We start from the raw sequence: 26608 nt of genomic DNA, 5'->3' as shown, positions 1-26608 counted from the left end.
ATTGCAGGGCTTCACGGGTTCGTCGAAATTTACTATTGAAGCCATTGTCGCATTAATTTACAATAGTAAAGATTGCATGATAATAATTCTCATTATCAAATGCCTTCATGAGCACAGGTTTGTGTGATAGCCTACATACTATTCAACAAGTAAGGGTGAAAAATAGTCATGAAATTATCAGAATCATCGGAGAGTCCCGCCCAGAGTAACCATAGCCAGCCGCCGATTTCATTCCACTCACGGCCATGGGCGGCTTCACTCATCTTAACAGCCGGACTAGCCCTTTTGGCGTTCGGTATCGCTTTATCCCTATCTTTTGGTGCAGCTCCTATTAGGCTGTTTGAGGTATGGAATGCAGTCTTTCATTTTAATCCTGAAATACAAAATCATCAAATTATTTGGGAAATCAGACTACCACGGATTTTGGGTGGTGTGTTGATCGGAGTCTGCTTCGCTGTGGCGGGGGCAATTATGCAGGGGATGACCCGCAATCCGCTTGCTGACTCGGGTTTGCTTGGATTGAATTCGGGAGCCAGTTTGGCGATGGCGATTTGTTTTGCTCTTTTTCCCGGGTCATCCTTTTTACAACTGATGCTGTACTCCTTTGTTGGCGCGGCCTTAGCTGTTGTGATGGTATATGGTACAAGCTCCATATCCAAGGGTGGACTTACGCCAGTACGCCTTGTATTGGCGGGTGCAGCTGTAACGGCATTGCTGTCTGCCTTGGGTGACGCGATCAGCTTGTATTTTAATGTCGGACAGGATCTGGCCTTCTGGTATGCAGGGGGACTTAGCGGAACCAAGTGGGTGCAACTGGGGATTGTCTTGCCTTGGGTTGTGGCAGCCTTTATCGGCGCGCTTATGCTATCACGGTCTATTACGTTGCTCAGCCTCGGGGATGAAATTGCGCTCAGTCTCGGTCAGCGCACTGGCATTGTAAAGGTGCTTGGGATGATCCTGGTACTTATTCTGGCGGGGGCGGCAGTGTCGCTGGTAGGATCTATCGGCTTTGTAGGGCTGATTATTCCTCATATGACCCGCAAGCTGGTAGGTGTCGATTATCGCTGGATCATTCCTTGCTCGGCCATTATGGGGGCTTTACTCATCGTGTTTGCCGATCTGGCGGCTCGCATGATTAATGCACCGGAGGAAACACCAGTAGGCGTGCTTATTGCCCTGATTGGGGTGCCATTCTTCCTTTATCTGGCTCGTAAAGAAAGGAGAGCACTGTAAGATGAATAACATCACGACTGGAGCTATTGCCAAAGCAGGTCACCGTAAAAAAATCCATGATTGGATCGTTGTTATCGTTCTGCTCATTCTGCTCATTGTTGCATTCACCATTAGTGCGAATACAGGAACCATTCGACTTTCGCCAATGGAGCTTTTTAGAACCTTATTTGGGCAAGGGACTCCACAGCAGGAATTAATCTTGTTTGAATTCCGATTGCCACGAATGGTTATTTCCATTTTGATTGGTGCAGGTCTGGCGGTTTCTGGCTGTATCATGCAGGGAGTTTCACGTAATGGTTTGGCGGACCCTGGTATTTTGGGGATTAATGCCGGAGCCGGGCTGATGGTTATGCTGTTTGTATTGCTTTTCCCAACGATGCAAACAACGAATTCATTGTTTTTACTACCTGGCCTTGCACTGATTGGATCAGGAGCGGCTGCTATTCTGATCTACGCGCTTTCTTACAAAAAGGGTGAAGGGATTTCTCCGACAAGGTTACTGCTAAGCGGGATTGGTGTAGCGGCGGGGGTCAGTGCTGCGATGATCATCTTGACTCTCAAGCTTACGCCTGAAAGTTATACGTTTGTTGCCAGTTGGTTGGCAGGAAGTATATGGGGGTCCAACTGGAAATTTGTAATGGCACTGTTACCTTGGCTTGTGGTGTTGCTGCCTTTCGCATACTACAAGGCCAATGTGATGAATGTGCTTAATTTGGGAGATCAGACGGCATCCGGGTTAGGTACATCTATTGAAAAGGAACGCATCCTTCTGCTCGCTGCTGCGGTTGGATTGGCCAGTTCCAGCGTATCGGTTAGCGGTGGAATCGGCTTCGTCGGTTTAGTTGCTCCGCATTTGGCAAGAAAACTGGTGGGGCCAAAGCATAAGATGCTGTTAGTGGCCTGTGCATTGGTTGGGGCACTGTTAGTGCTTGTGGCGGATACAATTACACGATCCTTACCTTTACAGAAAGAAATCCCGACAGGTTTGATCGTGGCGATCATTGGTGCTCCATACTTCCTGTATCTGCTGAGTCGCTCCAAGGGATAACATCGCAAAGAAAACATAACTTATTCATTAAAAGCTATACACGACAAAATAACCTTCAACACCACTAAGGAAGTGGGGCTGAAGGTTATTTTGCATTTAAAAATTTAAGCATTCGTATTTTTTCATATCAACGGGAAGTATTCAAGGCGTGAGAAGTTTGATGAAGCTCTCTGATCATTTTGTGCAAAGTGTAATTTTCTTGACGCGTCACGCCGTGTTGATTTTCCTGAACCAGCAACTGATGGATGTTCCGTTTTAGAATTTCACTTCGACGTTCCAGCATTTCGGTACTCATAAATAAATGAACACTCCCTTTGTCATGAATAACTTACATTTTTGAAATGAACATAAGCTGAAAATAAGTTTGCCTTTCGACTTCTTTAAGTATATCGTGCTGAAAGATGAAGGGAAAATGGAGCGAGACAGCAAAATTCTTTTTCACATCACCCATGTCCCGCCGACGGCTACTCACCCCATGGGTTCTTAGATATGCTTCCTAATGCTGGTGATAACAGGTGCTTAGGCGTAATTAGCTAAACGAATAGAATTTGACTGCCTATTATTTTTTTGATATGAACGGATTAAATACGTTAACCCATTTAAAATATTGATCCGTAAGGAGCGTCTATACATGAGTCCCTTATTGTCCCGGGAGAATTATTTCTTAAGTGTTATCAATCAATTGGATCAACATCAAGTTAAAATAGGAAGTCTGGAGCAGCAACTGCAAGAACTTATATTGGATACCGCTCAGGCTGTTCAGAACAAGCTAGTTCTTAACACCAAGTTAATACAAAGAATCAATCGTGTATTCAAAGAATATCAATCCATGCGGTTAAAAGTTGGTTTTGTTTCAGAAGACCAGCACATTTTGTTACATACAGAGTTTATACATGAACCACACCAGTTAAGGCGAATGTAAATGGAATCACTCATAAGTTTGCTTGAAGCTATGGAGAGAGGCCCACTGGATTTACAAAGGTGTATTCAATGCAATAATTGGTTTATTCCATATCAGCGTGCTCAGGTTACCAAATTTTGCAGTTCTACATGTGGCGTCCTTCCTGTTGCTGGCGGACAGGATATGTCGCAAAAAAGAACCGCAAAAATGCGGTTCTTTTATTTGAAGATATAGAATTTTGAATTGCGCGCTAGACAAGGCTAAGGGCTTTATTTATACTTGAAAAGTGCCTAAAATAACTGCGTATAATATAAATTATACGCAGTTTAGGTTTAAATCGACTTTCATTAGCCCTCACGCACAAGATGTCGATCGAATTGTCGATAAAAAGTAGGCGAAAATGGACGTTTTACAGTATATTGGGAAGATGAATCGGAGCGGAGGTAAGCGGGATGAAAAAAGGGGTACGGCAAATGGAGCCGGATATGATAGATGATATTGATGAAGTGTATGCTGAGGAGCTGGAAGCTTTTTTGATCTGGATGAAAGATGCAGGTTATACGATACATACGCAAAAAAACTATACAGGGGATGTGAAGCAGTTCTTACGTACGCTGCGTGAAAAGCCACTTGATCAGGTGAAGAAAATTCATGTGATGTCGTATCTGTCTAAAGCGCGGGAAAGTGGGGCCGGAGATAGTACGCGGAACCGGAAGCATGCGGCGGTAAGTAGCTTTTACAAAGCGTTGCAGGAATTTGAATTGTGCAGCACAAATCCGGCATCTGGAATTAAAAAAGCAAAGACCGAGAAGAATCGTATGCCCGTCTATTTGGATGAAAAGGAAATTCAGCCGTTTTTGCTCGCAATAGAGGGGAAATATGCCAATCGCAACATGACTATTTTTCTGCTCATGGTATATATGGGATTGCGGGTGGGAGAGGTTCATTCTTTGAATGTCTCGGATTACAGCCGGGAGCGACGCACCTTAGATGTGTTCGGTAAAGGACGCAAGTGGCGTACGCTTCCGGTGCCGGAGGGTGTGTGTGATATTGTGGAACGTGCGTTGGAGGAAAGATTAACCCCGTGGAGGGGGAAGGAGGACGCGATGTTCGTGTCGCAAAAAGGCCGCCGTTTGGCGGTGCGCTCTATTCAGCAGATTGCTACGGAAACATTCGAGCGATTCCAGCAGGATAAGAATGCGGAACGTCGGGTATCTTACTCCAGCCATAAGCTGCGGCATACGTTTGCAACGATGCTTTTACGTAAGGGGGCTGATCTGCGTACTGTGCAGGAACTGCTAGGACACTCATCCATCCAGACGACCACTGTATATACGCATGTCACCGATCGAGAAAAAGAAAAAGCGATGGATAAGCTGGATATTCAGATACCAATAACGGGATTGTAAGTATATATCACGGGTTCATTTTGAAAATAAATACGTTTAGTTTACATAATAATTATTATGTAAACTAAAAAAGGAATTGCACCCTGACTTGGAAATCGCATCAACGACTTTGTATCATCAATATTGTGAACATTGTATCCTTTATCATAGTGCTTAGTCTTGTTTTTGATTGATTTGCTCCAAATGATGTTGCAAATGCTGAGTATAATCGTCAACTAGCCACTATAATGTTTCGGTAGACTGGTCATCTTTTTGAAATTTTTTTCTCAAAATCGAGTGATGTACATGAGTTTAACACATTTATGATTTGCTTATTTAATAGTTTCCATAGATGAATGACATCCACTTGGGAGAACGCTTCCTGATACTGATTAGCTGCAACCCAATCATTTTGCGCATATGCTTCAATTTTAACTGGGGATCTTGAATGCTTAATCATTATAAATCTTCGATGATTATTAGAAGCAGAGTCGCACAGATGCCCTAGTATTTCTTTTTTAGACCATTTTTCTGGAAAAGGTTTGGCATTAAATTCATGTTCTGAGATCGAAAAGAATTCTTTTTCATGATCCTCGATGAGCCTGGCGAGTTCTTCAACAGCATTCTTAATAGTTGAGCCTCCTTATTTTAGCGATTGTCATATGATAAACCTTAGAATAATTCAGAATAAGTTGGAAAGCAATGGTGAATTAAAAGCCAGTAAGGTATTGCCTTGACAAAAGTAATATTTTGCTGCAAAATTAGTGAAACCACTTTATAAATATGGTTTATGAAGTGGTTTCATGATTTTATAAAAGGAAGGTGCTATGTATGGAAAAAGCTAATACAAATTTAATTAAAGAAATAAATCTGAACCTGGTTCGCAAAGTATTGAAGCAGATCGGCAAGGCAACAAAACCCCAACTAGCCGCATTGACTGATTTAAGTGTGGTAACTATCAATACTCTTATGCAGGAATTGCTTAATAATGGAGAGATTTTTGAAGATGAAATCGTCCCTTCAAACGGAGGCAGACATGCGTTAACCTATCGTTTTAATTATGAGTTTAGTCTGGCACTGGTTATACATATTAATGAAAAACAAGGGATGGATGTAGTGTGTACCACGGTAGTTAATTTAAATGAGGACGTTCTGATGAAAGAAGAGCATCCCTTTCAAATTTTTAATGCTACACAATTTTATTCCACGATTCAAGACATCATTTCTCTCTATCCTTCCATTAAAGTTATTGGTATTGGAATCCCGGGACAATCTGTAGATGGAGAAATTACAGTTAGCAGCTATGAAAGGTTAAATGGAATTCGATTGGCAGAGGATGTGCAAAGCAAATTTGGTTTGCCGGTTATTCTGGAGAATGACGTAAATGCCGCAGTATGTGGATACGTCTATAGAGAACAGATAGATGAAGATCAATGTGTGCTGGCTATTTATTTTCCTGAGAATTCCCCCCCAGGGATGGGGATTTATTTACGGGATGGGGTTTTAAAGGGCAAACATGGATTGGCTGGTGAAATCAAATTCCTTCCGTCTATAGTTTGGGATGAAAGCAAAGGAACAGAAGTTTTTTTCAATAGTATATGTGAAATTATTCAAATATTACAATCCGTATTTGATCCTGATCAGATTGTAGTCTATAGAGAGAACATAGAAGAAGAGTCTTTCTTTCATTTTTTAGAATCCTACAAATCTAAGCATACGATGCCTTTGTATCCTGAAATTATTCTCTCGGATTTATTTTATGAAGATTTTAAAACAGGGTTGAGAGGGTTAACACTAAAAGAATTAGAACGCCCGATTATTGTCTTTAAATAATGTATATAGGTGTAACCTGCTTTTCTATAAATTATAACTTGACCTGAAACGCGTTTCATCAGCTAAAGTACATGTATAACCTAAAAGAGAAAGCGAGGGCACTCTATGATCTCACTGATTATACTTTGCTCAGTTATATGGGGTGGTACTTATTCGTGCTTAGTATTATCCGGGCAGCCTATGGAAGTAAAACCTTACCGCTCCTTTGATGATTTTTTTGAATGACTTTGTATATCCACTTAATAAAGGAACTTTTTTTACTCGCTTTATTAATATGTTTAATTAAATGATTTAATAGAAGATTTTAATAGAGACTTTGATGTTGATCCATGGAAAGAAAATAAAAAGACATAAATTAAACTTGACAGCTAAAGATTTTTATATATAAAGGGAGGATTTATTTATGTTTAAACTGGTGGTAAGTGATCTAGATGGTACTTTTCTGAATAATAGTAGCACTTTCGATGTCGAATTATTTAATCAGGTTTATGGAGAAATGCAAAAAAATAATATTTCCTTTGTTGCTTGTACAGGTAAACAGTGTGAAAGAGTAGAAGAATTATTTGGTGAGCATGGAAAAGGGATCTGGATCTTAGGGGACAGTGCTACTCGTATTAAAAAGGATGGAGTCGTCGTCAAAGAGTTTACGTTTGAACACAATTTAGCATTACAAGCGATAAGAGAAATTGAAGGTTTTTCCAATGATTTCATTATCATAGCATGTACAACGGAAGCAGCATTTGTCCATTCTCATATTCAAGAGGAATATTATAAAATTGTAAAAGGATCCTATAAGGAAGTTATTAAAATTGACTCATTTGATCAAATAAACAGCAGCTTTCTTAAAATAACCGTTTATGATCCATCTGGAAGAAGTTCCTTATTAAGAAAGCATGTTGAAAAGACTCTGCTGGATCAAATTTATATTGTTGATTCTGAAGCGAATTGGCTGGATATTACAGCACTTCATACCCATAAAGGGGAGACGGTAAGAAAACTCCAGGAGATATTGGGTGTTACTGAGGATGAAACCATGTCTTTTGGAGATGGAGAAAATGACGTGGAACTTATGAGTATAGCAAAATACAGTTTTGCTGTAAAAAATGCTTGTGAGAACACTAAAAATGCAGCTAGCTTTATCACCAAATCCAACGAAGAGAACGGTGTCTTACTAACGATAAAGAAAATGATGGATTTACAAAACCAATAAAATTAATTATCGTTATTGAGAGAACTACTCAAAACTGCTCAATGAAAGGACTATAGTAGTATGAAAAAGAAAATACTGGTTTTTGATATTGGCGGCTCTTTTATAAAATTCAGTTTGTATTTTCAAGGTGAATTTATCAGCAAGGGGAAAGTTAAAACTCCATTGGACTCACTTGAGAATCTGCTTGTAGCTTTAAAGCAAATTCATAATCAGTTTATAGATGATTGTGAAGGTATAGCCGTCAGCATGCCAGGCATTGTGAATTCAGCAAGCGGCCATATGGTGCATGGTGGTTCATTAAGATATATAAATGATATAAATATGATAGAAGTTTTTAAAAAATCGTTTCACAAACCCGTAGCGATTGAAAATGATGGAAAGTGTGCTGCTCTTGGAGAAGCATGGCGTGGTTCATTACAAGGAATTACCGATGGTGTTGTTCTGGTAGTTGGAACAGGGATGGGTGGTGGAATCATCTCTCAAGGGAAATTGCTGAAAGGCCACCATTTATCGGCTGGAGAATTCTCCTTCATCAGAACTAACAACGAGTATGCAGACAATAATGATTATCTGCTTGGTATGCAAGGGAGCAGTTTTGTTTTAACTAAAACCGTTGCGAAAGCTAAAGGACTTCCTGCAGATTCTATAACAGGTGAAAAAGTATTCAAGTTTATTGAAGAAGGTGATCGCACGGTCCAAACGATTTTTCAAGAATACTGTAGGAACATCGCAACACAAATCATTAATTTGCAATCAATTCTTGACCCTGAAAAGTTTGTTATTGGGGGAGGCATATCTGAAAATCCTTTACTGGTAATTACGATTAGGGAAGAGTTAGAGAAGCTTTATATGGATTCTATCTATAATTTTGTGCGTGCAGATATTGAACAAAGTAAATTAGGCAATGAAGCGAATTTGCTAGGTGCTATATATAACTACAAACAATCGTATCATCTTGAATGATGACACAAGTTATATTTCGACGAGTGCGGGATTGAGTAATACAAACCAATAAAATACCAACAAAAGAGCGTGCCTTTAACTTTGGACACGCCTTTTTTTGCATTACAGACGTTTGATATAGGAGGTTTATATGAAAAACATGGTTTTGGAATATATAGGAAATTTGGAGTGGAGAAATCAACAGGATTACATAATATATATTACGTTAATAAACTAGATTTATGAGTCCTATTAATGCATTCAAATGACAACAAGTAGAATCTGCAAGTGGATCACTCTTATCAAAGTGTCCGCTTGCAGATTAAAGTTTCACTGACATTCAAAAAAAGCTTATTTTTCGATTGAGATAATGCATGTGCGTCTACATTTCTTTTTCTGGAGGAGATTCAATGATCAGACCTTGGATATGCTTGCGTCCCATAAGCTTCCGTTTTTTGCGGTTTTCCTTGGTTTCTAAAACAATATCCAGATCATAGTCGTCAGGATACAATTCAGTAGCAGCTATGTGAAGGACGAGCCTCTTTTTGTTCATGGTCAGCCTTTGGCCTTGGATCAAAATCCCCACATCCCCGCGTTCATCCTCGGTTTTATATATAATTCCAGTCCGATTCAGGTAGCCTACATAAACACTATCGCCAAGGGCAAACGGCGTCACTGAAGGGTCTAAAACTGCTCTTTTGGGGGAAGTTTTACTTGCAGCAACAGGCTTTTCATCATAAAGAGCAGGGGGGATAACAAATGAATCCTGTGTATTCCGAGATGCTCTGCTTGCAGAAATGGCCTGAGAACGCTCGATAATACGATTCCACATCCCCAGCTTCAAGGCGATGGCGTATGCATAGCTTTCTCCTGCCTCACCAATTCGGAGACGGTATAATGGTTGCAGTGTTTCAGTATCAAATTCCATTCGAGCATTCTGGAATCCTGGCGTATTTTCGGCAAAATGCTTAATCTCACTAAAGTGTGTGGTAGCTACAACGGTTGTCTGGCGGCGGTGGAATTCTTCCAGCAGAGCGATAGAGAGGCCCACGCCTTCGCCCGGATCGGTTCCAGATGCCATTTCATCAATCAGGATCAGAGTGGAGTTTCCTGCTGTTTCCAAAATGCCGATCATGTTGCGGATATGTGCAGAAAAGGTGCTCAAGGCATGCTCAATGCTTTGTCCGTCCCCGATGTCCACCTCAATTCCCTCAAATACAGCCATTCGGCTGCCTTTCAAAACGGGTACCAGTAGTCCGGATTGCATCATCAGGGTTAACAGGCCGACACTTTTGAGGGCCATCGTTTTTCCACCTGTATTGGGTCCAGTAATGATGAGCGAGGAGTAGACTTCACCGATTGAGAAATCAAGTGGAACCATGGAATTTGCCATCAACGGGTGACGTGCACCTCGGATGTCTATAATCCCGTTAAGGTTAAGCTCCACAGGGACAGCATCTATAGTCATGGCATATTTGGCTTTTGCTAATAAAAAGTCGAGTATACCTACCGTCTCTGTGTTGATGCTCAGCTCCCGGTTGTATGACTCAGTGAGTGCCGTCAGGTCTCCCAGCACTTTCATTTCTTCTTTGGATTCTTCCGCCATGTTCGCACTCTGATCGAATTGCAGACTTACGATCTCGGCAGGCTCGATGTAAACCGTTTGACCGCTGCCCGATTCATCCAGCACATTGCCTTTCACCTGTTTTCGGAACTCTTTTTTGATTGGAAGCACATAACGTCCACCACGCTGACTAATCATATTTTCCTGCATGATGGATCGGTGACGGCTGGTGAGAGAATCAAGTTTCCTTTTGATCCGCTCTTCCGTGACCGCTATTTTTTTGCGGATTTTAGCCAGTTCTTTACTGGCGGTGTCCGTAACTTTTCCTGAATAAATACATCTTTCAATTTCAGACAGAAGGGGTTCCATACCATACATGGAAGAAGCATAGGCACTGACGCTTGAAGCGGCATTCGACTTGGAACCCATATATTTTATCAGTTGACCGCAACTTCTGATAAATTGGGCAATGTGAGAAAAATCGCGCTCGCTGAACAAATATCCGGTTCCCAGCAAGTGAAGAATGTGTTCCATCCCTTCCAGCGAGGGGATAGGAACACTTGCACCGTGGCGAATGAGCTGCAAGGCTTCGGTCGCTTCGTCAAGGCGGATCCTGATCGTACGGATATCTGTAATTGGTTGCATGGAAGCGGCATGGCGCTTACCAAGGTAAGAAAAAGCACATTCGGAAACTCTTGTTTTGATCCGGTCATATTCCAAACGCTGCATTGTGGTTTCATTCATGAATAAATCTCTCCTTTATTTGTATAGTGCCAGGATTTTTTGAACCTTTTCTGTAAAACAAAAAAAGAGCGGAGAATGAACAAATCGTTCATTCTCCGCCCTGAAGGAAAGAGGGAATTTATCGTCAAATAAGCCTATAATCCAGCTTTTGCAGCTCCAATTTATGCGTCCCCAAATCATCCATGAGTAAACCAATTTGTAAGCTAATTAGCCCATGAATAGGAGGTGTATAAAGGAAGTTCACAAAATCTGAAAACAAAAAAACCGCGCTGAACACAGCACGGAATAAGGCCTAGAAGAAAATAATCCCTGAGGCGATTTATGATATCCGCATGTTCTTAACTAATGTCAGGGTAAAAACATAGTAGCAAACAAACCTGTCCCCGGAGGGCGCAAGCGCCTGAATGGTCTTCCCTGAATATGAAGTTGCTTAGTTAAGAACGTTCACCGACATCAAAATCTCTCCCTTGATTACAGATATATCCACACTATACGATCAGTCAGCACCGAAGTCAAGCCAAGATCACTCGAAATCTTCAAAGCGGACAAAAGATAAACGGACATCATGGGGCTTCTTAATTCTGGTACAGCAGTGATAATAAGAAAATGTGGAATGTGAGCCACTTGGAAGAAATAAATCGTGTTACTTAAAAAGAGGATATATAGATTACGTAATATATATTATGTTAACCATAACATCTCCTAGTGAGTGAATGTAATCATATGGAATTTTAACTGGATTGGAGCCATCTATATAATCGAAGTATGGAAAGGAATCAAAAAGGTGGTCCGAAGTTGGCTACGCAAGACCACTTTGAAATAGAGGGCATTTTTTTGTCTTTCAAATGAGAATGATAATCATTATACTTGTGATTAAGAATAAAACACGCATGCACTGCGAATCCAGCTAAAGGGGGAAGCTATAACAAGATGAAAATACATACCTCTACGTCTACTTTTAATGATTACTACAATGAAATAGCCGATGCAAACTTTATGAGCTATGAAAAAGATCCCATTCAGGCGTCCGCGAAGCATGAGCAGATTTATCATATACCTGAGCAGTGGGGAGAGGGAGTGCATCATACGCATTTTTTGCGCCAAGGCTTCGAGCTTTCCCATAGTAACATGCTATTTCATGAGCCAGTCCAAATTGCAAGAAGGTTTGACACTCCTTATCTGGAGCTGGCGTTGAACCTCAACTATTCGGCTACCTGGTCCGTAGATGGTTTCCGTTCAGAGCGTGAGCATGGAGGGCATGTGCAGCTCATTTATATGAACGAAGTGAAGATCCATGCGGAAATGCCGGGAAGTAAAGCGATGAATCATATGGAGCTGCGTTTTAATCCTTCGCTGTGGGGCGAGCTGTTACAGGAGTTGGGTATCCGTCTGGAGCAACCGTTTGCTTGTATGGAGACAGTGATTACGCCCGGTATGCGAGCGATCGCTCAGGAACTGTTGTTTCATCCTTATCAGGGCATGACCCGACAGCTTTTTTTGGAGAGCAAGGCGCTGGAGCTAATGGCACTTTTTCTGCAAGAAATACGCAACCCAAAGCCTAAATCAACCATGACGATCAAACCCAATGATGTACAGTGTATTCACGAGGCGAAAGATATTTTGCTGCGTACACTGGTTCAGCCTCCGAGTCTGATTCGGCTGGCACAGATGGTACATATTAATGAACAAAAGCTCAAAAACGGCTTTAAAGAGCTATTCGGCACGACGGTATTTGGCTTTGTACGCGAACAAAGATTGGAAAGAGCGAAGCAACTGCTGGAAAAGGAGCAGATCACTGTCAGTGAAGCGTCAGCGATGGTGGGTTATAGCAACTTTAGTCATTTTGCCGCATTATTCCGTAAAACATATGGCTATAACCCGAGTGCCTACCGAAAAAATAACAATTTGTCTTCGTTATAAAATCCTCCATTTTAAAAAACTTCTCCCTCCAGTGTTGGTGATTCTCCGGGAATCGGCGGCGGAAAGCAGGACGAGAGCCGTACAATAGAACCAGGCTCAAAGCATTCTGCAACTGTCGTGATTTGAAAGGAGAAATGATTCATGCAACAAAAGGCGGGCATTGCCCGATTAGTGCAAATCGCCGGGGAAAAGCGTGGACTATTAGCTTTCTCTACGTTTTTTTCCGGTTTAAGCGCCATTCTGATGCTGGTGCCTTATGCATCTGTGTATTTTGTGCTCAAGGAGCTGCTCGAACACGCTGCACAGCCGACAACAGCGGATGGGCCGTTTATGATTCGCTGGGGGCTGATCGCGCTCGCAGGTTTATTGGCCAGCCTCATTACGATGTACATCGGTGGACTCATCTCCCATATCGCAGCCTTCCGTATTTTATACGGTCTGCGTGTCAAGCTGTCAGCTCATATTGGTAAGCTTCCATTGGGCTGGCTTAATGGTACTTCCACGGGTGCGGTTAAAAAGACACTGGAGCAGAACGTGGAAAAAGTAGAGACATTTGTCGCTCACCAGCTGCCGGATCTGGTGCAGGTCATCGTGACGGCGGTGGTGATGATTGTCGCTATGTTTAGCTTGAACGTGTGGCTGGCACTTGCTTGTGTTGTGCCCATTTTACTCGCTTTTACCGTCCAGATGACGCTGATAGGCGGCTCCAAGACGTGGGATAACGTCAGAGAGTATTACAATTCACTGGAGCGTCTGAACGGATCGGCTGTGCAATATGTACGGGGGATGCCTGCGATCAAGATATTCGGTCAGACGGTGCATTCGTTCCGTAAGTTTTACTCCGATATGGTGCATTACCGCGAGTATTGCGTGAAATTCACTGATCAATTCCAAACCGGCTTTCTCGTGTTTAAGGTAATTATTAGCTCATTCGCCGCTTTTGTACTGCCTGTGGGTGTTTATTTGCTGAGTGGTAATCCGGGGAATGTTGCTTTTGCCTCGGTTCTGCTGTTTTTCCTGGTGATGGCTCCCGGGGTTTCAGCTCCGATGTTTAAAATTATGCACCTCATGTCGTCCATGCGAGATATTAATGAAGGTGTTGATCGGATCGATCGTATTTTTAATGAGCCTGCAATGCAGGAGCCTGCACATCCGCAGAAGCCGACTACCTATGATGTGCAGTTTGAGCAGGTTTCCTTTTCCTATGGCAGCACAGAAGAGGTTAAGGAGCCTCAAGACGGCGGGGACGCTCAACCGACTCGCGTATTGTTCGATATTTCTTTTACTGCAAGACAGGGGGAAATGACCGCATTAGTGGGACCTTCCGGCTCTGGGAAATCCACGATCGCCAATCTGGTGCCACGCTTTTGGGATGTGCAGGAGGGGGCGATTCGCATTGGTGGCGCAGATATCCGACAGATGAGTACGTCCAACCTGATGGATACGGTCGCTTTTGTATTTCAGGAAACCTTTTTGTTCTTTGACTCTGTGTTCAACAATATTGCAGTTGGCGATACAGGTGCTTCCATGGAGCAGGTTATTGCGGCGGCAAAGGCGACGCAGTGCCATGAGTTCATCTCCAAACTGCCGAACGGGTATGATACGCTCATCGGGGAAGGCGGAGTGTATTTATCGGGTGGTGAAGAGCAGCGGCTTGCGGTAGCACGCGCCATTCTCAAAAATGCGCCTATTCTGGTGCTGGATGAAGCCACGGCATTTGCTGACCCTGAAAATGAATACGAGATGCAGCTAGCCTTGATGGAGCTGATGAAGAATAAGACGGTGATCGTTATCGCACACCGGTTGTCCACTATTCAGCATGCAAATCAAATTCTGGTGCTTCAGGAAGGTCATATTGCTGAGCGGGGACAGCATAGAGAGCTACTTCGTGCAGATGGTCTGTATGCCCGCTTGTGGCAAGCGTATACGGATGCGGGACAATGGCAGATTGGGGCGCCGGGAGAGGAGGCGGCTAAACGATGAGTATGCTGCAAAATATAACGGCGGGTAATCCGCGGGTACTGTTAAAGCCGGTATTGTACACAACTCTGGCTAATGTTGCGGGGCTGATTCCATTTGCGTTGCTGGTAGGGGCGGCCCGTCTTATTTTCGAGCCTTTCATTCATCCGGGAGCTTCGCTCCAATCGGCTGGCTTGTGGTGGATAAGTGGAGGGCTGCTAATATCGTTGATCCTGCTCTACCTGTGTGAAGTTCCGGCTTATCGTTCCCAGTACCGGGGAGCCTATGACGCTTCGGTAACCGGGAGATCGCGTTTGGCTGAGCATTTGCGCAAGCTGTCGCTCGGTTTTCTGAACAAGCGTGATCCGGGTGATTTGGCGAATATGATGATGGGTGATTTCACAATGGTGGAGCATGGGATTTCCCATTTGGTCCCGCAAATGATCGGGGCGGTGACGATGCCGCTGCTGGCGTTGATTGGCTTATCCTTTTTGGATTGGCGCATGGCGCTGGCACTGTTCGCCGCTTTTCCGGTAGCGATTTTGCTGGTATTGCTCACTTCCCGTATACAGCGGCGGCTGGGAGCTAATCACATGCGGGCTAAAATTAACGCGGCTAATCGCCTACAGGAGTATTTGAACGGTATTCGGGTAATTAAGGCTTATCAGCTAACCGGAGAGCGCTTTGTGCGTCTGGAGTTTGCGTTCAAGGAGCTGATGTGTCACAGTATCCGAATTGAAGGGCTGTTGGGGCCGATTGTATTAGCTGCTATTGCTTTTATACGCTCTGGCTTGACGTGGATGGTTATGATCGGGGTATATCTATTATTGGCTGGGCAGTTGGATGTGATCGCTTTTGTCTCCTTTTTAATCGTAGGAACACGTATTTATGACCCTCTGACCACTGCGCTTGTTAATTTCGCCGAGTTTCGTTATCACGAGCAGGCAGGGGAGCGTATTGTCCAGTTGCTGAACGAGCCTGTCATGCCCGGGGATCAGATACCTTCGCAAAGGCATGATATCGAGTTGAGACACGTAAGCTTCCGCTATGGTGAGCAACCCGTACTTGAGGATGTAAGTATGTCTATGCCGTTCCGTTCCTTTACGGCGCTCGTAGGGCCTTCTGGTAGCGGGAAAAGTACGGTATTGCGTATGATCGCACGTTTTTATGACCCGAATCAGGGCAGTGTACTGCTGGGTGGCGATGATATGCGGCAGATGGACCCTGAGGCGCTGCTGCGCAAGGTATCTATGGTGTTTCAGGACGTGTATCTGTTTCAGGATAGCATTGGGAACAATATTCGATTCGGTAAAAGTGATGCGACGCAGGCAGAGATCGAAGCTGCCGCTCGTCAAGCTTGCTGTCACGATTTTATCTCCAAGCTGCCGAACGGGTATGACACCTGGGTAGGCGAGGGCGGCAGTACATTGTCGGGTGGGGAAAAGCAACGAATTTCTATCGCCCGTGCTATTCTCAAGGATTCGCCGATCGTATTGCTGGATGAGGCCACCTCTTCGCTTGATCCTGAGAATGAAAAGGATATTCAGCAGGCGATTGATCGCCTTGTACAAGGCCGAACCGTTATCGCGATTGCTCATCGACTCAAAACAGTACGAAATGCGGACCGCATCGTTGTACTGGACAAAGGCAGGGTTGTAGAGCAGGGACGACATGATGAACTGCTGGATGACAACGGTCTGTATGCACGATTGTGGAAAAGACAGCATGAAGGAAGAGAGTCTTAGGACGCATGAAATTATGAAATAATGATGAGATCATAAAAAAACTGATCCTTAGCGGATGGCAGGATACACCTCCATTCCAATAAGGATCGGTTTTTTGCGTTATTTAGATTCCCCGGATAAAACAGCTTGCACAAAATATTACATAATAAATATTATGTTAACTAAAATGTATATCTGAACGATGAGGATTTGTATCCGATGTACGTTTTAAATCCATAGTGATATAATTACGCGTACATGCCTGAAAAGGAGCGTATGGAACACAAATGAACTTTCAAGTGGACTTTTTATCTTTTTTTGTAATTCAGGTAGACGGAAAAGAAGGACAGGGTGGTAAGTCCTACAAGCATTACGCTACGATGGATGACTATGATTATGACGAAAGCGATGTTAAAAAATTTCTGGATGGGGAATTTGCCCGCATTAGCAAGCGGAAGGTCGAGAAAAATCCGAGCACAGAGCAGGCACCGACCAAAATTGGCCGCTTTATCGTTGAACCGGAGCATGAACTGAGCAGTAATCCGAATTTCAATATGTTCGCCCGGCTGCGGGGAGCAGAGGATAAGGAAGATTTTAAAAATGCCTGCGACGATCTGGTGCGGATGTATCTGGATACGAGCGCGGTACGCGGCGGAGCGTTGATCATTGTACAGGCTACCTTGAATACACACTCCGATGATCCGTTTATTTTTGTGCTCAAATGTGATTTTGAACCTAAAATTGCTCGGATTACCGAAAGCAGTCTGGTCAGTGAGGTCGAAATGGCCATTTCAGCCCGTAATATGAAATCCATCATGTATCCTTACATGCTGGAGGAGGGGATGAACGATGAGTGGGAGCTTAAAATTCACCAGTCCTCGCATGCCCGGTATTTTGAGGATTTTCTGAAATTTGTGACCTACGAGCAATCCATGCCAGAAATCGTTAATGAGCATGTCATGGGCTTCGTCCAGAACTATGTAGAGACGAAATGGCCAGATGCTTCCAATGAGGAAAGACAGCAAGAGGAACGTGATCTGGAGCTGTGGGCGGCCAGTGAAAAACGGGATTTGCAAGGAAAATGGGAACCCCTTCAGGTCGTAGAGGCTGCACAGCATATTGTTGAGCTAAAACCGGAAATTGAAGTTCGCTTCAAGCTGGATGATACGGCTGTGCGTGGACTGCTGTCCGACTTTGGGGCCAAGCTGCATATTACGAAGCTGCATGATAGATACGCGCTTATCATTGAAGGCGACGCATTTACGTTTGAAAAAGGTTTTTCACCGATTGAGCTGCTTCAACCTGAATCGTTCGAAACGGTGGCTGAGCGCTTGAAAGAGAAACGCCAGCAAGAAGACGAGTTTGCCGATGGCGATACACCGCCTTGGTAATCTGAATAAACTGTTTACGATAAGCCGAACTCCTTATATAAAATAATCAAAGGGCCTCTCAACGGTATTTTCGCCGCTGTGGAGGCCCTTTTTGTCTACAATTTCAGTTTGTTCATCTACAAGTTGAGTTTACTGATTTGATCTTTCAGCTTGTTCGCAGATTGATGCAGCCCTTGACGTTCCTTGTCATTCAGTGGAAGATCTAAAATTTCGCGTACCCCGTTGTGATCTACGATACTCGGGACACCCAGATAAACGTCAGACACTCCGTTATAATCTTCCAGCAAAGTGGACACATTAAGTACCGACCCTTCGTCCCCCAGAATGGCTGCTACGATCCGGTCGAGAGCCAGCCCGATGGCGTAAGAGGTCGCGCCTTTGGCATCTATAATTTCATAGGCTGCATTTTTGGTACTTTCAAAAATCTCATTTTTCGTTTCTTCGCCCAGCTCCAATGGAGTTCCTGCGATGTTGGCCGTGCTCCATACAGGCAGCTCGGAATCGCCATGTTCTCCAATAATATGGGCGTGGATGCTGCGAGGATCAATGCCCTTTTGCTTACCGATCAAATAACGGAAGCGTGCGCTGTCCAGCAGCGTACCCGAACCGATAACTCTGCTCGAAGGCCAGCCACTACGTTTCCAGGAGATGTAGGAGAGAATGTCCACTGGATTGGTTGCGATCAGCAAAATGCCGTGTGTGTTTACCTTGACGATATTATCAATAATGCTTTCAAAAATTTCGGCATTACGCTTGAGCAGATCAATGCGTGTTTCTCCCGGTTTTTGTGATGCGCCCGCTGTAACAATGATGATATCCGCATCACGGCAGTCTTCATAATCACCCGCCCACACTTTGACACCGCCGAGAAAGGGAAGCCCGTGATTCATGTCGAGCATTTCCCCCTGCGCCTTTTTGACATTAACATCAATAAAGACAAGTTCTGACATGCGTTGGCGTAGCAGGAGGGTGTAACCGGTCGTTGTACCGACCGCTCCCATGCCGACAATGGCCACTCTGCTTCGTTTGTAAGGTTTTAAGCTCATAAAATCCTCATCTCCTTTTCGGGTTGAATACCTTTTCATTTTTTAATAATACAAAATTTATCTTTCCTACTTAGTTTACCGTATATGTGCCCTCCACTGCAAAGAAATATGACATTTCTCCTTGACTTCAAACAGGGACTCGCCAATAATTAATCGAATGACAGAAACACACACTAAAGCGTTGCAGTAGCAATATTGGCGTAGGACATTATGGAAAGAGGATTATGATTATGGACTTATTTCGAAAAAAGACAGGGATGCTCCCGCATGGGGAAAACGGAACGACGGGTCATTTGAAGAGAACGATGGGCGCCTTCGATCTGACTATGCTGGGTGTAGGATGTATCATCGGTACCGGGATTTTTGTGATCACAGGCAAGGCAGCAGCGGAAAATGCGGGTCCTGGCCTGATGATCTCCTTTGTTATTGCAGGAATTGCCTGCGTGCTGGCAGCCTTGTGCTATGCAGAGCTTTCATCTACGGTTCCCGCTGCCGGCAGCGCTTATGCGTATAGCTATATTGTGTTTGGGGAAATTCTGGCCTGGGTGCTGGGTTGGGACTTAATTCTGGAATACGGGGTGGCGGCCGCCTCAGTGAGCAGTGGCTGGTCTGCTTATTTTCAAGGCTTGCTGGCCGGCTTCGATATACATTTACCACTGGCTTTAACCGCAGCCTTTGATTCAGCCAAGGGAACCATTATTGACCTGCCTGCTGTGTGTATTATTATGTTGATCACACTGTTGCTGAGTCTCGGAGCCAAGGAAACGGTCCGATTTAATTTCATTATGGTTTGTGTCAAAGTGGGCGTTGTGCTGCTGTTTATCGGAATCGGAATTTTTTATGTTAAGCCTGCGAACTGGACACCGTTTCTCCCCTATGGTTTTTCCGGTGTTTTGAGTGCCGCGGCAATCGTATTTTTTGCTTACTTGGGTTTCGATGCCATTTCAACGGCAGCAGAGGAGGTACGTAATCCGCAGCGAAATATGCCAATTGGTATTATTTCCTCGCTTGCGATTTGTACGGTGCTGTATATAGCGGTTTCGGTTGTACTTACCGGAATGGTGCCTTATACGCAGTTAGGGGTAAATGATCCTGTTGCGTTTGCTTTGCGCTTTATCCATCAGGATTTTGCGGCAGGATTGATTTCTGTCGGTGCGATTGCCGGGATGACCACGGTTTTACTCGTACTGTTGTATGGTCAAACACGGTTAATTTTCTCGATGTCGCGTGACGGTTTGTTACCGGTATTTTTATCTAAAATCAATCCCAAAACTCAAACACCAATCCGAAGCACTTGGCTGGTCGGAAGCATCATCGCATCGGCTAGTGGATTTTTTCCATTACATGCTCTGACGAACCTGACGAGTATCGGAACCCTGTTCGCTTTTGCCGTTGTATCGGTTGGGGTGATCGTTCTGCGTAAGAAACGTCCCGATCTGAAAAGAGGCTTTACCGTTCCTTGGGTCCCGTTACTCCCGCTTTTGAGTGCCCTGGTTTGCGTCGGTTTGATGCTTCAGCTTCATATCAGCACGTGGATTGGATTTATCGTTTGGCTTCTGCTGGGTCTACTGATTTATTTCTTCTATGGATATCACAAAAGTTTGTTAAACCGTAAATCCTAATTTGTCTGAATGTTAAAAAGCCGGCATCCTGCACTTATGTGGAGGGTGCCGGTTTTTTTGTATGAGTGCGCGAAAAGTGTCACATAAGGTCGTTTATGGTATAATTCTGTTTCAGATAAGCTTGTGGCACGGGATTACCGCATGCCATCTAGGGAGGATCTTTATATGAAACTGCGCTGGCGTGCGCTCCTGGGGGGAGTATTGCTGCTGACAGGTATCCTGCTGGCTGGCTGTTCTTCCGAACCCGCAGAAACCGTAACCAAACCTCCGGTTGAGGAACCGGATGACCAGGGACAAACGATAACTATTAATCCACCATTGACGCCGAAGGTGGGCGATCCCGATGCCAAATATGTAGTTCAGACACGAATAGCTGATTTCCATCTGATTGATAATACAAAAGGTTTCGTTTGGGGAGTTACTCGTAATGAGCTTCGGCTCTATTATACGCATGATGGTGGAAATACCTGGAATAATATTTCTCCTTCCGAAAACGTTCAATTTCAAGACAAGCTTGAATATGGGAAGGATATTAGCTTTACCGATTCCCGGCATGGATGGGTTGTCCGTCAAAATCTGGACAAAACCGCAACCGTCATCCTCAGAACCGCTGATGGGGGACAAAGCTGGGATATTTCAGCGCTCCCAAGCGGGGAGCATGTGAGCGCGATACAATATGTAAATCCGTCTACCGGATGGATTATGGCGTCTACAAACCTGAATGAGCAGGATCAACAAAAGTTGTTGTATCATACCACTGATGGAGGGGCTACATGGAAGAAGGTTGCGCAAAGTTCTGGCATGTCATCCAATGAGTCAAGCTCGGGCCTGCCCGATCAGGGCAGCATGGCGGGAATGAGCTTTGATGGCAACAAGCAGGGTTTTGTTGCGATTAATTTGGATAGCAGTGTTAAGCTTTATAAGACTTCGAATCAAGGGAAGACTTGGACGCCGGTAGCCAGCAAGATGCAGGGTTGTCCTCAAGCCGAAGCCGAAGCTCCGCAGTCTTTTAAAGGAAATAGTTCCTCGTATTGGATTCCTGTTCTCTGTTATTTAGACAGCGGTACAAAGTATAGCGGACTGTTTACTGCTGATGCAGGCATGCAATGGAACCATGTGTCTTTGGGGCTGACCAGTAAAAGAAACTCCGTTATTCCCGGCCGCACTTTTCTAAATGATAAGGAAGGGTGGATCGTAACCCCAACCAGAATGAAGCGAACGATGGACGGGGGCAAGACATGGACAACCCTTACTGGCAGCAAAGTATTGCCATCGAAGCTTAAGGATTACCCGCGATCGGTCAAGCTCCGTTTCGCTTCTTCTACGGTAGCGTGGCTGCTTCTGGAACGATTGGACGACAAGAAATCACTGTTACTTAAAACGACGGATGGCGGTGCCAGCTGGAGGATCCTATAACCTTTCATCAGAGCGATTGCCCTGTGCTTTTCCCCCTCATTTTGCACGTCCTCAAAAGGCCATGCAGATACAGGGAAGAGGCACAGGGCGTTTTATTTTTAAAAAACTTAAATTTTATACGACAATATGTGAAAAAAATCACAATCTATCGGATGAGCCGCTGTTATACTGAACCTGTAAACAACGATAGGAGTGATAATCATGAGAGCGAATCAGGATCATATGTTAACCCAATACTACCTTCAATTTTGTTACACTTGCCAAGATGCCTACGGTTGCACGACTGAAGAGGATTGTAAGCAGTGTGCAGAACGTTACGCCGAAACAGAAGAAAATGAAGTTCTGGATGAGACACAACGTTATCTCCAGCTTGTACATGTATAAACAGATGCATCATTCTGATATCGCCATATGTTGAGCCTCCCGGATCATTCCGTGGAGGCTCTTGGCGTTCTTGAGGGTTGCTATCAAATTTGGGCAGGAACGTACATATACTATTACAGAAAGCTTAGATCATGTGAGGATGCCCGGCCGTTTCCCTGTGGAATGCCTGGCGGAGAGGAGTGCGGTGCATGGGATTTGAGTCATTATGGATGTTCGATTGGCTGGGTACGGTACTGCCCGTATTTTTCGTAGTCGTGTTGGGTATTGTCGTACTGTCTGCGGGCAAGGAAGTCATGGAATGGAGCCGGAATAAAAGGCAGCCTGTATTGACGGTCGGTTCCCGAATTACGGCCAGAAGGACACATCTCCAACAGAGGCGGCAGGAGGAACAAGGGACTCGTACCTATACTTTCTATTATGTAACCTTCGAGGTGGAGAGTGGCGACCGGATGGAGTTTAAGGTGAGCGGGGAAGAATATGGTCAATGTGCCGAGGGAGATGAGGGGCGGCTTACCTTTCAGGGTACACGGTACATCGGGTTCCAGCGTCTCAATCGCTATAGCTTGGAACAGGTAAAAATGTAGACAGCAGCTTATTCTCCCATTCATTCATGGGCAGCCTCCTGCGGTGAAACAGGCCAGGGGGCTGTTCTTGTTTCTTGTGCAGCACATTTTGGTACATATATACTAGGGAAGTGTATAGAGGAGGAATAAGCCATGTCATTTGAGGGACAAGTTGTTATCGTAACAGGAGCGGCACATGGAATCGGAAGAGAGGTCGCTTTGGCCTACGCTGGCAAAGGTGCCAAGGTCGTATTTGCCGATCACAATGAGGAAAAAGGGGCTGCTGTTGCGGCTGCGGCACGGAATGAAGGACATCAGGCGATCTTTGTTCCCTGTGATGTGCGTAAGGAAGAAGATATTGTTGCGCTGATCCGTGCTACGGAAGAGGAATATGGCACCATTCATACGCTGATTAACAATGCGGGCGTGTCCAAATGGAAATCTCCATATGAGTTAACGGTTGCGGAGTGGGATGACATTTTGAATACAAATGTACGTAGCTGCTTTATTGCGACACGAGAAGCGGCTAAGGTGATGAAACGTAATCCGGAAGGGGGCTCTGTGGTCAATATGACTTCAACACGGGCTTTTATGTCAGAACCGGATACAGAAGCCTATGCGGCGTCCAAAGGAGCCATTGCAGCCCTTACACACGCGATGGCCATATCGCTAGGAAAGGATGGAATCCGGGTCAACTGTATTAGTCCGGGTTGGATTGAGACAGGGGATTACGGGCAACTACGCCCCGAAGACCATCAGCAGCATCCATCCGGTCGAGTGGGAATTCCTGCCGACATCGCGCGGGCGTGTCTGTATTTGACCCAGTCCGGCAACGACTTTGTTACAGGCACGAATCTGGTTGTAGATGGCGGCATGACGCGAAAAATGATTTATGGGCCCTGAAAATTAGGCTGAACATGGGCGAACTTAATTTTTATATAAGGATACGTTACTGCAGGATAGTCCCGAATTTCGGGGCTATTTTTTTCGTTGTCGCTGTCACCCATTGGGCATTTGTACCATACGATACGATATATGATTGAGCAGTAAGGAGGGGAGACGTTGGCTGTTATTAATGTCAACTCAGAGGATGTAAGGACACTGGCCCGGCTTATGCGAGCAGAGGCCGAAGGAGAAGGGGAGCAGGGAATGCTCATGGTCGGCAATGTCGGTGTTAATCGGATTTTGGCCAATTGTCTGGATTTTCAGGGAATTCGCCTCATGAATGACATGGTGTTTCAAAGTCCCGGCGGATTTGAAGCTACCCAAAAGGGGTACTTTTACCAAAGAGCCCGTGACCGTGACATTCGTCTTGCCCGGCGTGTCATTAATGGGGAAAAGATTCGCCCGGCTTCGAATGCATTGTGGTTTTTCAGACCTTCCGGGGACTGTCCGGATACCTGGTATAACCAGACTAACACCGGCCGTTACAAGGCCCATTGCTTCTTTAGTCCAACTGCACAGGATTGCCCTGCCGTCTATTAACGCGTAACAACATGAGTGTGGATGATTTAAAACCATTTTAGGAGGAATTAAAATGATTTCACAGCAAGCTTACCGTCCTGTCTCTTATCCTGCTGGCGGCGGGTTTCCCGAATGGCCTAGGTTGGCCCCAATGGGAACCATGCAGCCCATGAGCGGCTTTCCCCCTCAAGTCAATAGTGGTAGCGCAATGACACCGACTGGCACAGTGGTACAGACTCAGACTCCACAATATGAGCAATCTTATATTGAAAATATTTTGCGTCTGAATCTGGGCAAAACGGGTACTTTTTATATGACCTATGAAAATAACCGGGAATGGAACGCGAAAATTTTCAAGGGCATTTTGGAAGCGGCGGGTCGTGACCACATTATTATCAGTGATCCTTCTACTGGAAGACGCACCATTCTGTTGATGGTGAATCTGGACTATGCGACTTTTGATGAGCCGCTGTTGTACCAATATCCTGGCGTCATGGGTAATCCGGGCTCGTCCCCGGTTCGCTGATGTCTTCATATATATAGTTTATCCCCCAATCCTCTGCCTTACGGCGGGGGATTTATTTTATTTATATTCTTTCTCAAATATAGTAGCTTCCCTTGTGGTAAGAGGCGGAAAATGGCGATTTTCGGTCATAATGACCGCGTTAGCCGATTTTTCTGACATACCTTGCGGATTGACTGTGTAGTGTATAGCTATATAATTGAATATAAGCTGATGAATGGCTTCGTCATTCATGCGAAAATATGGCTTGTAAAAGCCGGAAGGAGTGAATGTGTTGGGAAGTTGACGCTGCTTATGATGTGTTATCGTTCTGTCTATGATGAAACTATCCGAAGGAGGTGCGCCTGTCTGCCGTAATGACGGCTGACGGGGAGCATATTGAGTGACCCTTTACCGAGTATGTTCAACTTATTTATTGTTTTTGCATTAGTATTATTAAACGGTTTTTTTGTATCTGCAGAATTTGCAATGGTGAAAGTCAGAAGCAGCCGTATTGAAGCATTGGTAGAGGCGGGTAACAAAAAAGCCGTATATGCCGCGAATATGTTACACAATTTGGACGCTTATCTGTCTGCCTGCCAGTTGGGCATTACACTGGCTTCGCTGGGACTGGGGTGGATCGGAGAGCCGGCCATTGCACATTTGATCGAACCTGTATTTACCGCCGCCGGGCTAGGACCGGTATATGTACACGGTACTGCCGTGGTCATTGCATTTATTGTGATTACGATTCTGCATATTGTGCTGGGGGAATTGGCGCCCAAAACGATAGCCATTCGTAAATCTGAAACCATTACGCTGTATTCGGCCATGCTGATGACTTGGTTTTACAAGCTGATGTATCCATTCATATGGGCGTTGAATGGCATGGCGAACAGCCTGCTGCGTTTATTCCGTCTGGAGCCGGTATCTGAATATGACGATTCCGCGCATACGGGGGATGAAATACGCATTCTGATGAAAGAAAGCAATAAGAGCGGACTAATTGATAATACGGAATTGGCGCTTGTTGATAATATATTTGATTTTACCGACACGACCGCCAGGGAAATCATGATTCCGCGTACCGAGATGATCTGTTTGTACAGCAATGAGTCCACAGAGGAAAATCTCGCGATTGCGACGGAAAGCATGAGAACGCGTTATCCAATCTGTGCCGAGGACAAGGACCATATTATCGGCTTTATCCATATTAAGGATCTTCTGCGGGCAAACAAACTGGATACCCGTATGATGATCCGCCCGATTCTTGCCGTTCCTGAATCTACGCAAATTAGCGATTTGCTCAAACGCATGCAGCGTAGCAAGACACAAATTGCGATTCTGATTGATGAATACGGTGGTACCTCGGGTATGGTGACGCTGGAGGATATTATGGAAGAGATCGTTGGTGAAATTCAGGATGAGTTCGATCAGGAGCGTCCGGGTTATGAGCAGATTAATGACGAGGAATTTTCCATTGACGGTATGCTGTTAATTGATGAAGTGAATGATCGCTTTGGACTGAATCTGGATCATGAGGATTATGATACAGTAGGGGGCTGGCTGTACTCGCATGTTGAGGTCATCCCGCCACAGCCGGGTCAGTCTGTAGAATTTGAAGGTTGTCAGTTCGTTGTAGAAGAAATCGAGAACAAGCGGATTTCACGTATTCGGCTGTTGAAGCAGCCAATCCTTATGGAGGAAGCTGGAGTCTCGTAAATCAGGATTCACCAGACAAAAGAGTAGACATT

The 26608-nt window shown here is 44.7% G+C and carries 22 protein-coding genes; 19 read left to right on the top strand and 3 right to left on the bottom strand.

All coding sequences use genetic code 11. The features are described from left to right. Window positions 1–168 precede the first annotated feature (168 nt). Window positions 169–1233, top strand: a complete 1065-nt coding sequence (locus QMK20_RS13500; protein ID WP_283656127.1) for a FecCD family ABC transporter permease — start codon at window positions 169–171, stop codon at window positions 1231–1233. 1 nt (window position 1234) lies between these two features. Beyond that, window positions 1235–2281, top strand: a complete 1047-nt coding sequence (locus tag QMK20_RS13495) for a FecCD family ABC transporter permease (protein ID WP_283656126.1) — start codon at window positions 1235–1237, stop codon at window positions 2279–2281. Window positions 2282–2408: 127 nt separating this feature from the next. Here the strand turns inward: QMK20_RS13495 and QMK20_RS13490 are convergent, their stop codons facing one another. Then, a complete protein-coding gene (locus tag QMK20_RS13490) occupies window positions 2409–2576 on the bottom strand; it encodes a hypothetical protein (protein ID WP_007432475.1) in 168 nt (55 codons plus the stop codon). Between the two features lie 336 nt (window positions 2577–2912). On the opposite strand from QMK20_RS13490, the gene QMK20_RS13485 reads away from it, so the two are divergent. The 5 genes from QMK20_RS13485 (at window position 2913) to QMK20_RS13465 (ending at window position 8576) form a co-directional block, all read left to right on the top strand. Then, window positions 2913–3203 carry a hypothetical protein gene (locus QMK20_RS13485; protein ID WP_283656125.1) on the top strand — a complete coding sequence of 97 codons (291 nt, stop codon included), beginning with the start codon at window positions 2913–2915 and terminating at the stop codon, window positions 3201–3203. A 431-nt stretch (window positions 3204–3634) separates the two neighbouring features. Beyond that, complete coding sequence (locus tag QMK20_RS13480) at window positions 3635–4591, top strand: tyrosine-type recombinase/integrase (RefSeq protein WP_283656124.1); 957 nt, start codon at window positions 3635–3637, stop codon at window positions 4589–4591. Between the two features lie 810 nt (window positions 4592–5401). Further along, the gene (locus QMK20_RS13475) at window positions 5402–6403 is read left to right on the top strand and encodes an ROK family protein (protein WP_283656123.1); all 1002 of its coding nucleotides are present in this window, start codon (window positions 5402–5404) and stop codon (window positions 6401–6403) included. 403 nt (window positions 6404–6806) lie between these two features. Then, window positions 6807–7613 (top strand): HAD-IIB family hydrolase, encoded by an 807-nt coding sequence (locus QMK20_RS13470; RefSeq protein ID WP_283656122.1) that lies wholly within the window; start codon window positions 6807–6809, stop codon window positions 7611–7613. Between the two features lie 60 nt (window positions 7614–7673). Continuing rightward, the gene (locus tag QMK20_RS13465; protein ID WP_283656121.1) at window positions 7674–8576 is read left to right on the top strand and encodes an ROK family protein; all 903 of its coding nucleotides are present in this window, start codon (window positions 7674–7676) and stop codon (window positions 8574–8576) included. Window positions 8577–8937: 361 nt separating this feature from the next. Here QMK20_RS13465 and QMK20_RS13460 read toward each other — a convergent pair whose 3' ends face one another. Then, window positions 8938–10863 carry an endonuclease MutS2 gene (locus QMK20_RS13460; RefSeq protein ID WP_283656120.1) on the bottom strand — a complete coding sequence of 642 codons (1926 nt, stop codon included), beginning with the start codon at window positions 10861–10863 and terminating at the stop codon, window positions 8938–8940. Window positions 10864–11793: 930 nt separating this feature from the next. Between QMK20_RS13460 and QMK20_RS13455 the strand changes: the two genes are divergently transcribed. The 4 genes from QMK20_RS13455 to QMK20_RS13440 all read left to right on the top strand — a co-directional run bounded on the left by QMK20_RS13455 (window position 11794) and on the right by QMK20_RS13440 (window position 17857). After that, complete coding sequence (locus tag QMK20_RS13455) at window positions 11794–12783, top strand: helix-turn-helix transcriptional regulator (protein ID WP_283656119.1); 990 nt, start codon at window positions 11794–11796, stop codon at window positions 12781–12783. A gap of 141 nt (window positions 12784–12924) precedes the next feature. Then, window positions 12925–14766: an ABC transporter ATP-binding protein gene (locus tag QMK20_RS13450; protein ID WP_283656118.1), complete on the top strand. Its 1842-nt coding sequence runs from the start codon at window positions 12925–12927 to the stop codon at window positions 14764–14766. Then, window positions 14763–16487 carry an ABC transporter ATP-binding protein gene (locus QMK20_RS13445; protein WP_283656117.1) on the top strand — a complete coding sequence of 575 codons (1725 nt, stop codon included), beginning with the start codon at window positions 14763–14765 and terminating at the stop codon, window positions 16485–16487. Before QMK20_RS13450 ends, QMK20_RS13445 begins: the two co-directional genes overlap by 4 nt. 266 nt (window positions 16488–16753) lie before the next feature. Continuing rightward, window positions 16754–17857 (top strand): DUF3900 domain-containing protein, encoded by a 1104-nt coding sequence (locus QMK20_RS13440; protein ID WP_283656116.1) that lies wholly within the window; start codon window positions 16754–16756, stop codon window positions 17855–17857. A 116-nt stretch (window positions 17858–17973) separates the two neighbouring features. Here QMK20_RS13440 and QMK20_RS13435 read toward each other — a convergent pair whose 3' ends face one another. After that, window positions 17974–18903: an L-lactate dehydrogenase gene (locus QMK20_RS13435; protein ID WP_283656115.1), complete on the bottom strand. Its 930-nt coding sequence runs from the start codon at window positions 18901–18903 to the stop codon at window positions 17974–17976. 230 nt (window positions 18904–19133) lie between these two features. Between QMK20_RS13435 and bcaP the strand changes: the two genes are divergently transcribed. The 8 genes from bcaP (at window position 19134) to QMK20_RS13395 (ending at window position 26576) form a co-directional block, all read left to right on the top strand. Then, window positions 19134–20525, top strand: coding sequence for a branched-chain amino acid transporter BcaP (gene bcaP, locus QMK20_RS13430; RefSeq protein ID WP_283656114.1), 1392 nt, complete (start codon window positions 19134–19136; stop codon window positions 20523–20525). 165 nt (window positions 20526–20690) lie between these two features. After that, window positions 20691–21941, top strand: a complete 1251-nt coding sequence (locus QMK20_RS13425) for a WD40/YVTN/BNR-like repeat-containing protein (RefSeq protein WP_283656113.1) — start codon at window positions 20691–20693, stop codon at window positions 21939–21941. Window positions 21942–22142: 201 nt separating this feature from the next. Next, entirely contained in the window at window positions 22143–22325 is a 183-nt protein-coding gene (locus QMK20_RS13420; protein WP_014281573.1) for a hypothetical protein, read from the top strand. 188 nt (window positions 22326–22513) lie between these two features. Next, window positions 22514–22909, top strand: coding sequence for a DUF2500 domain-containing protein (locus tag QMK20_RS13415; RefSeq protein ID WP_014281575.1), 396 nt, complete (start codon window positions 22514–22516; stop codon window positions 22907–22909). A gap of 132 nt (window positions 22910–23041) precedes the next feature. After that, the gene (locus QMK20_RS13410) at window positions 23042–23791 is read left to right on the top strand and encodes an SDR family NAD(P)-dependent oxidoreductase (protein ID WP_283656112.1); all 750 of its coding nucleotides are present in this window, start codon (window positions 23042–23044) and stop codon (window positions 23789–23791) included. A gap of 159 nt (window positions 23792–23950) precedes the next feature. Then, on the top strand, window positions 23951–24373 hold the full coding sequence (locus tag QMK20_RS13405) for a cell wall hydrolase (RefSeq protein ID WP_044647384.1): 423 nt from the start codon (window positions 23951–23953) through the stop codon (window positions 24371–24373). 52 nt (window positions 24374–24425) lie between these two features. Then, the gene (gene gerQ, locus QMK20_RS13400; RefSeq protein WP_283656111.1) at window positions 24426–24878 is read left to right on the top strand and encodes a spore coat protein GerQ; all 453 of its coding nucleotides are present in this window, start codon (window positions 24426–24428) and stop codon (window positions 24876–24878) included. A 396-nt stretch (window positions 24879–25274) separates the two neighbouring features. Further along, on the top strand, window positions 25275–26576 hold the full coding sequence (locus QMK20_RS13395) for a hemolysin family protein (protein ID WP_283656273.1): 1302 nt from the start codon (window positions 25275–25277) through the stop codon (window positions 26574–26576). Window positions 26577–26608: the final 32 nt, after the last annotated feature.

The sequence above is a fragment of the Paenibacillus sp. RC334 genome (assembly GCF_030034735.1).
Lineage (GTDB): Bacteria > Bacillota > Bacilli > Paenibacillales > Paenibacillaceae > Paenibacillus > Paenibacillus terrae_A.
Note: the sequence above shows the minus strand (reverse complement) of the source record. Positions and strands in the feature narration are given on the sequence as shown.

Coding starts and splice junctions, on each gene's coding strand:
- QMK20_RS13500 (WP_283656127.1), top strand. CDS start 169: ATGAAATTATCAGAATCATCGGAGAGTCCCGCCCAGAGTAACCATAGC.
- QMK20_RS13495 (WP_283656126.1), top strand. CDS start 1,235: ATGAATAACATCACGACTGGAGCTATTGCCAAAGCAGGTCACCGTAAA.
- QMK20_RS13490 (WP_007432475.1), bottom strand. CDS start 2,576: ATGAGTACCGAAATGCTGGAACGTCGAAGTGAAATTCTAAAACGGAAC.
- QMK20_RS13485 (WP_283656125.1), top strand. CDS start 2,913: ATGAGTCCCTTATTGTCCCGGGAGAATTATTTCTTAAGTGTTATCAAT.
- QMK20_RS13480 (WP_283656124.1), top strand. CDS start 3,635: ATGAAAAAAGGGGTACGGCAAATGGAGCCGGATATGATAGATGATATT.
- QMK20_RS13475 (WP_283656123.1), top strand. CDS start 5,402: ATGGAAAAAGCTAATACAAATTTAATTAAAGAAATAAATCTGAACCTG.
- QMK20_RS13470 (WP_283656122.1), top strand. CDS start 6,807: ATGTTTAAACTGGTGGTAAGTGATCTAGATGGTACTTTTCTGAATAAT.
- QMK20_RS13465 (WP_283656121.1), top strand. CDS start 7,674: ATGAAAAAGAAAATACTGGTTTTTGATATTGGCGGCTCTTTTATAAAA.
- QMK20_RS13460 (WP_283656120.1), bottom strand. CDS start 10,863: ATGAATGAAACCACAATGCAGCGTTTGGAATATGACCGGATCAAAACA.
- QMK20_RS13455 (WP_283656119.1), top strand. CDS start 11,794: ATGAAAATACATACCTCTACGTCTACTTTTAATGATTACTACAATGAA.
- QMK20_RS13450 (WP_283656118.1), top strand. CDS start 12,925: ATGCAACAAAAGGCGGGCATTGCCCGATTAGTGCAAATCGCCGGGGAA.
- QMK20_RS13445 (WP_283656117.1), top strand. CDS start 14,763: ATGAGTATGCTGCAAAATATAACGGCGGGTAATCCGCGGGTACTGTTA.
- QMK20_RS13440 (WP_283656116.1), top strand. CDS start 16,754: ATGAACTTTCAAGTGGACTTTTTATCTTTTTTTGTAATTCAGGTAGAC.
- QMK20_RS13435 (WP_283656115.1), bottom strand. CDS start 18,903: ATGAGCTTAAAACCTTACAAACGAAGCAGAGTGGCCATTGTCGGCATG.
- bcaP (WP_283656114.1), top strand. CDS start 19,134: ATGGACTTATTTCGAAAAAAGACAGGGATGCTCCCGCATGGGGAAAAC.
- QMK20_RS13425 (WP_283656113.1), top strand. CDS start 20,691: ATGAAACTGCGCTGGCGTGCGCTCCTGGGGGGAGTATTGCTGCTGACA.
- QMK20_RS13420 (WP_014281573.1), top strand. CDS start 22,143: ATGAGAGCGAATCAGGATCATATGTTAACCCAATACTACCTTCAATTT.
- QMK20_RS13415 (WP_014281575.1), top strand. CDS start 22,514: ATGGGATTTGAGTCATTATGGATGTTCGATTGGCTGGGTACGGTACTG.
- QMK20_RS13410 (WP_283656112.1), top strand. CDS start 23,042: ATGTCATTTGAGGGACAAGTTGTTATCGTAACAGGAGCGGCACATGGA.
- gerQ (WP_283656111.1), top strand. CDS start 24,426: ATGATTTCACAGCAAGCTTACCGTCCTGTCTCTTATCCTGCTGGCGGC.
- QMK20_RS13395 (WP_283656273.1), top strand. CDS start 25,275: ATGTTCAACTTATTTATTGTTTTTGCATTAGTATTATTAAACGGTTTT.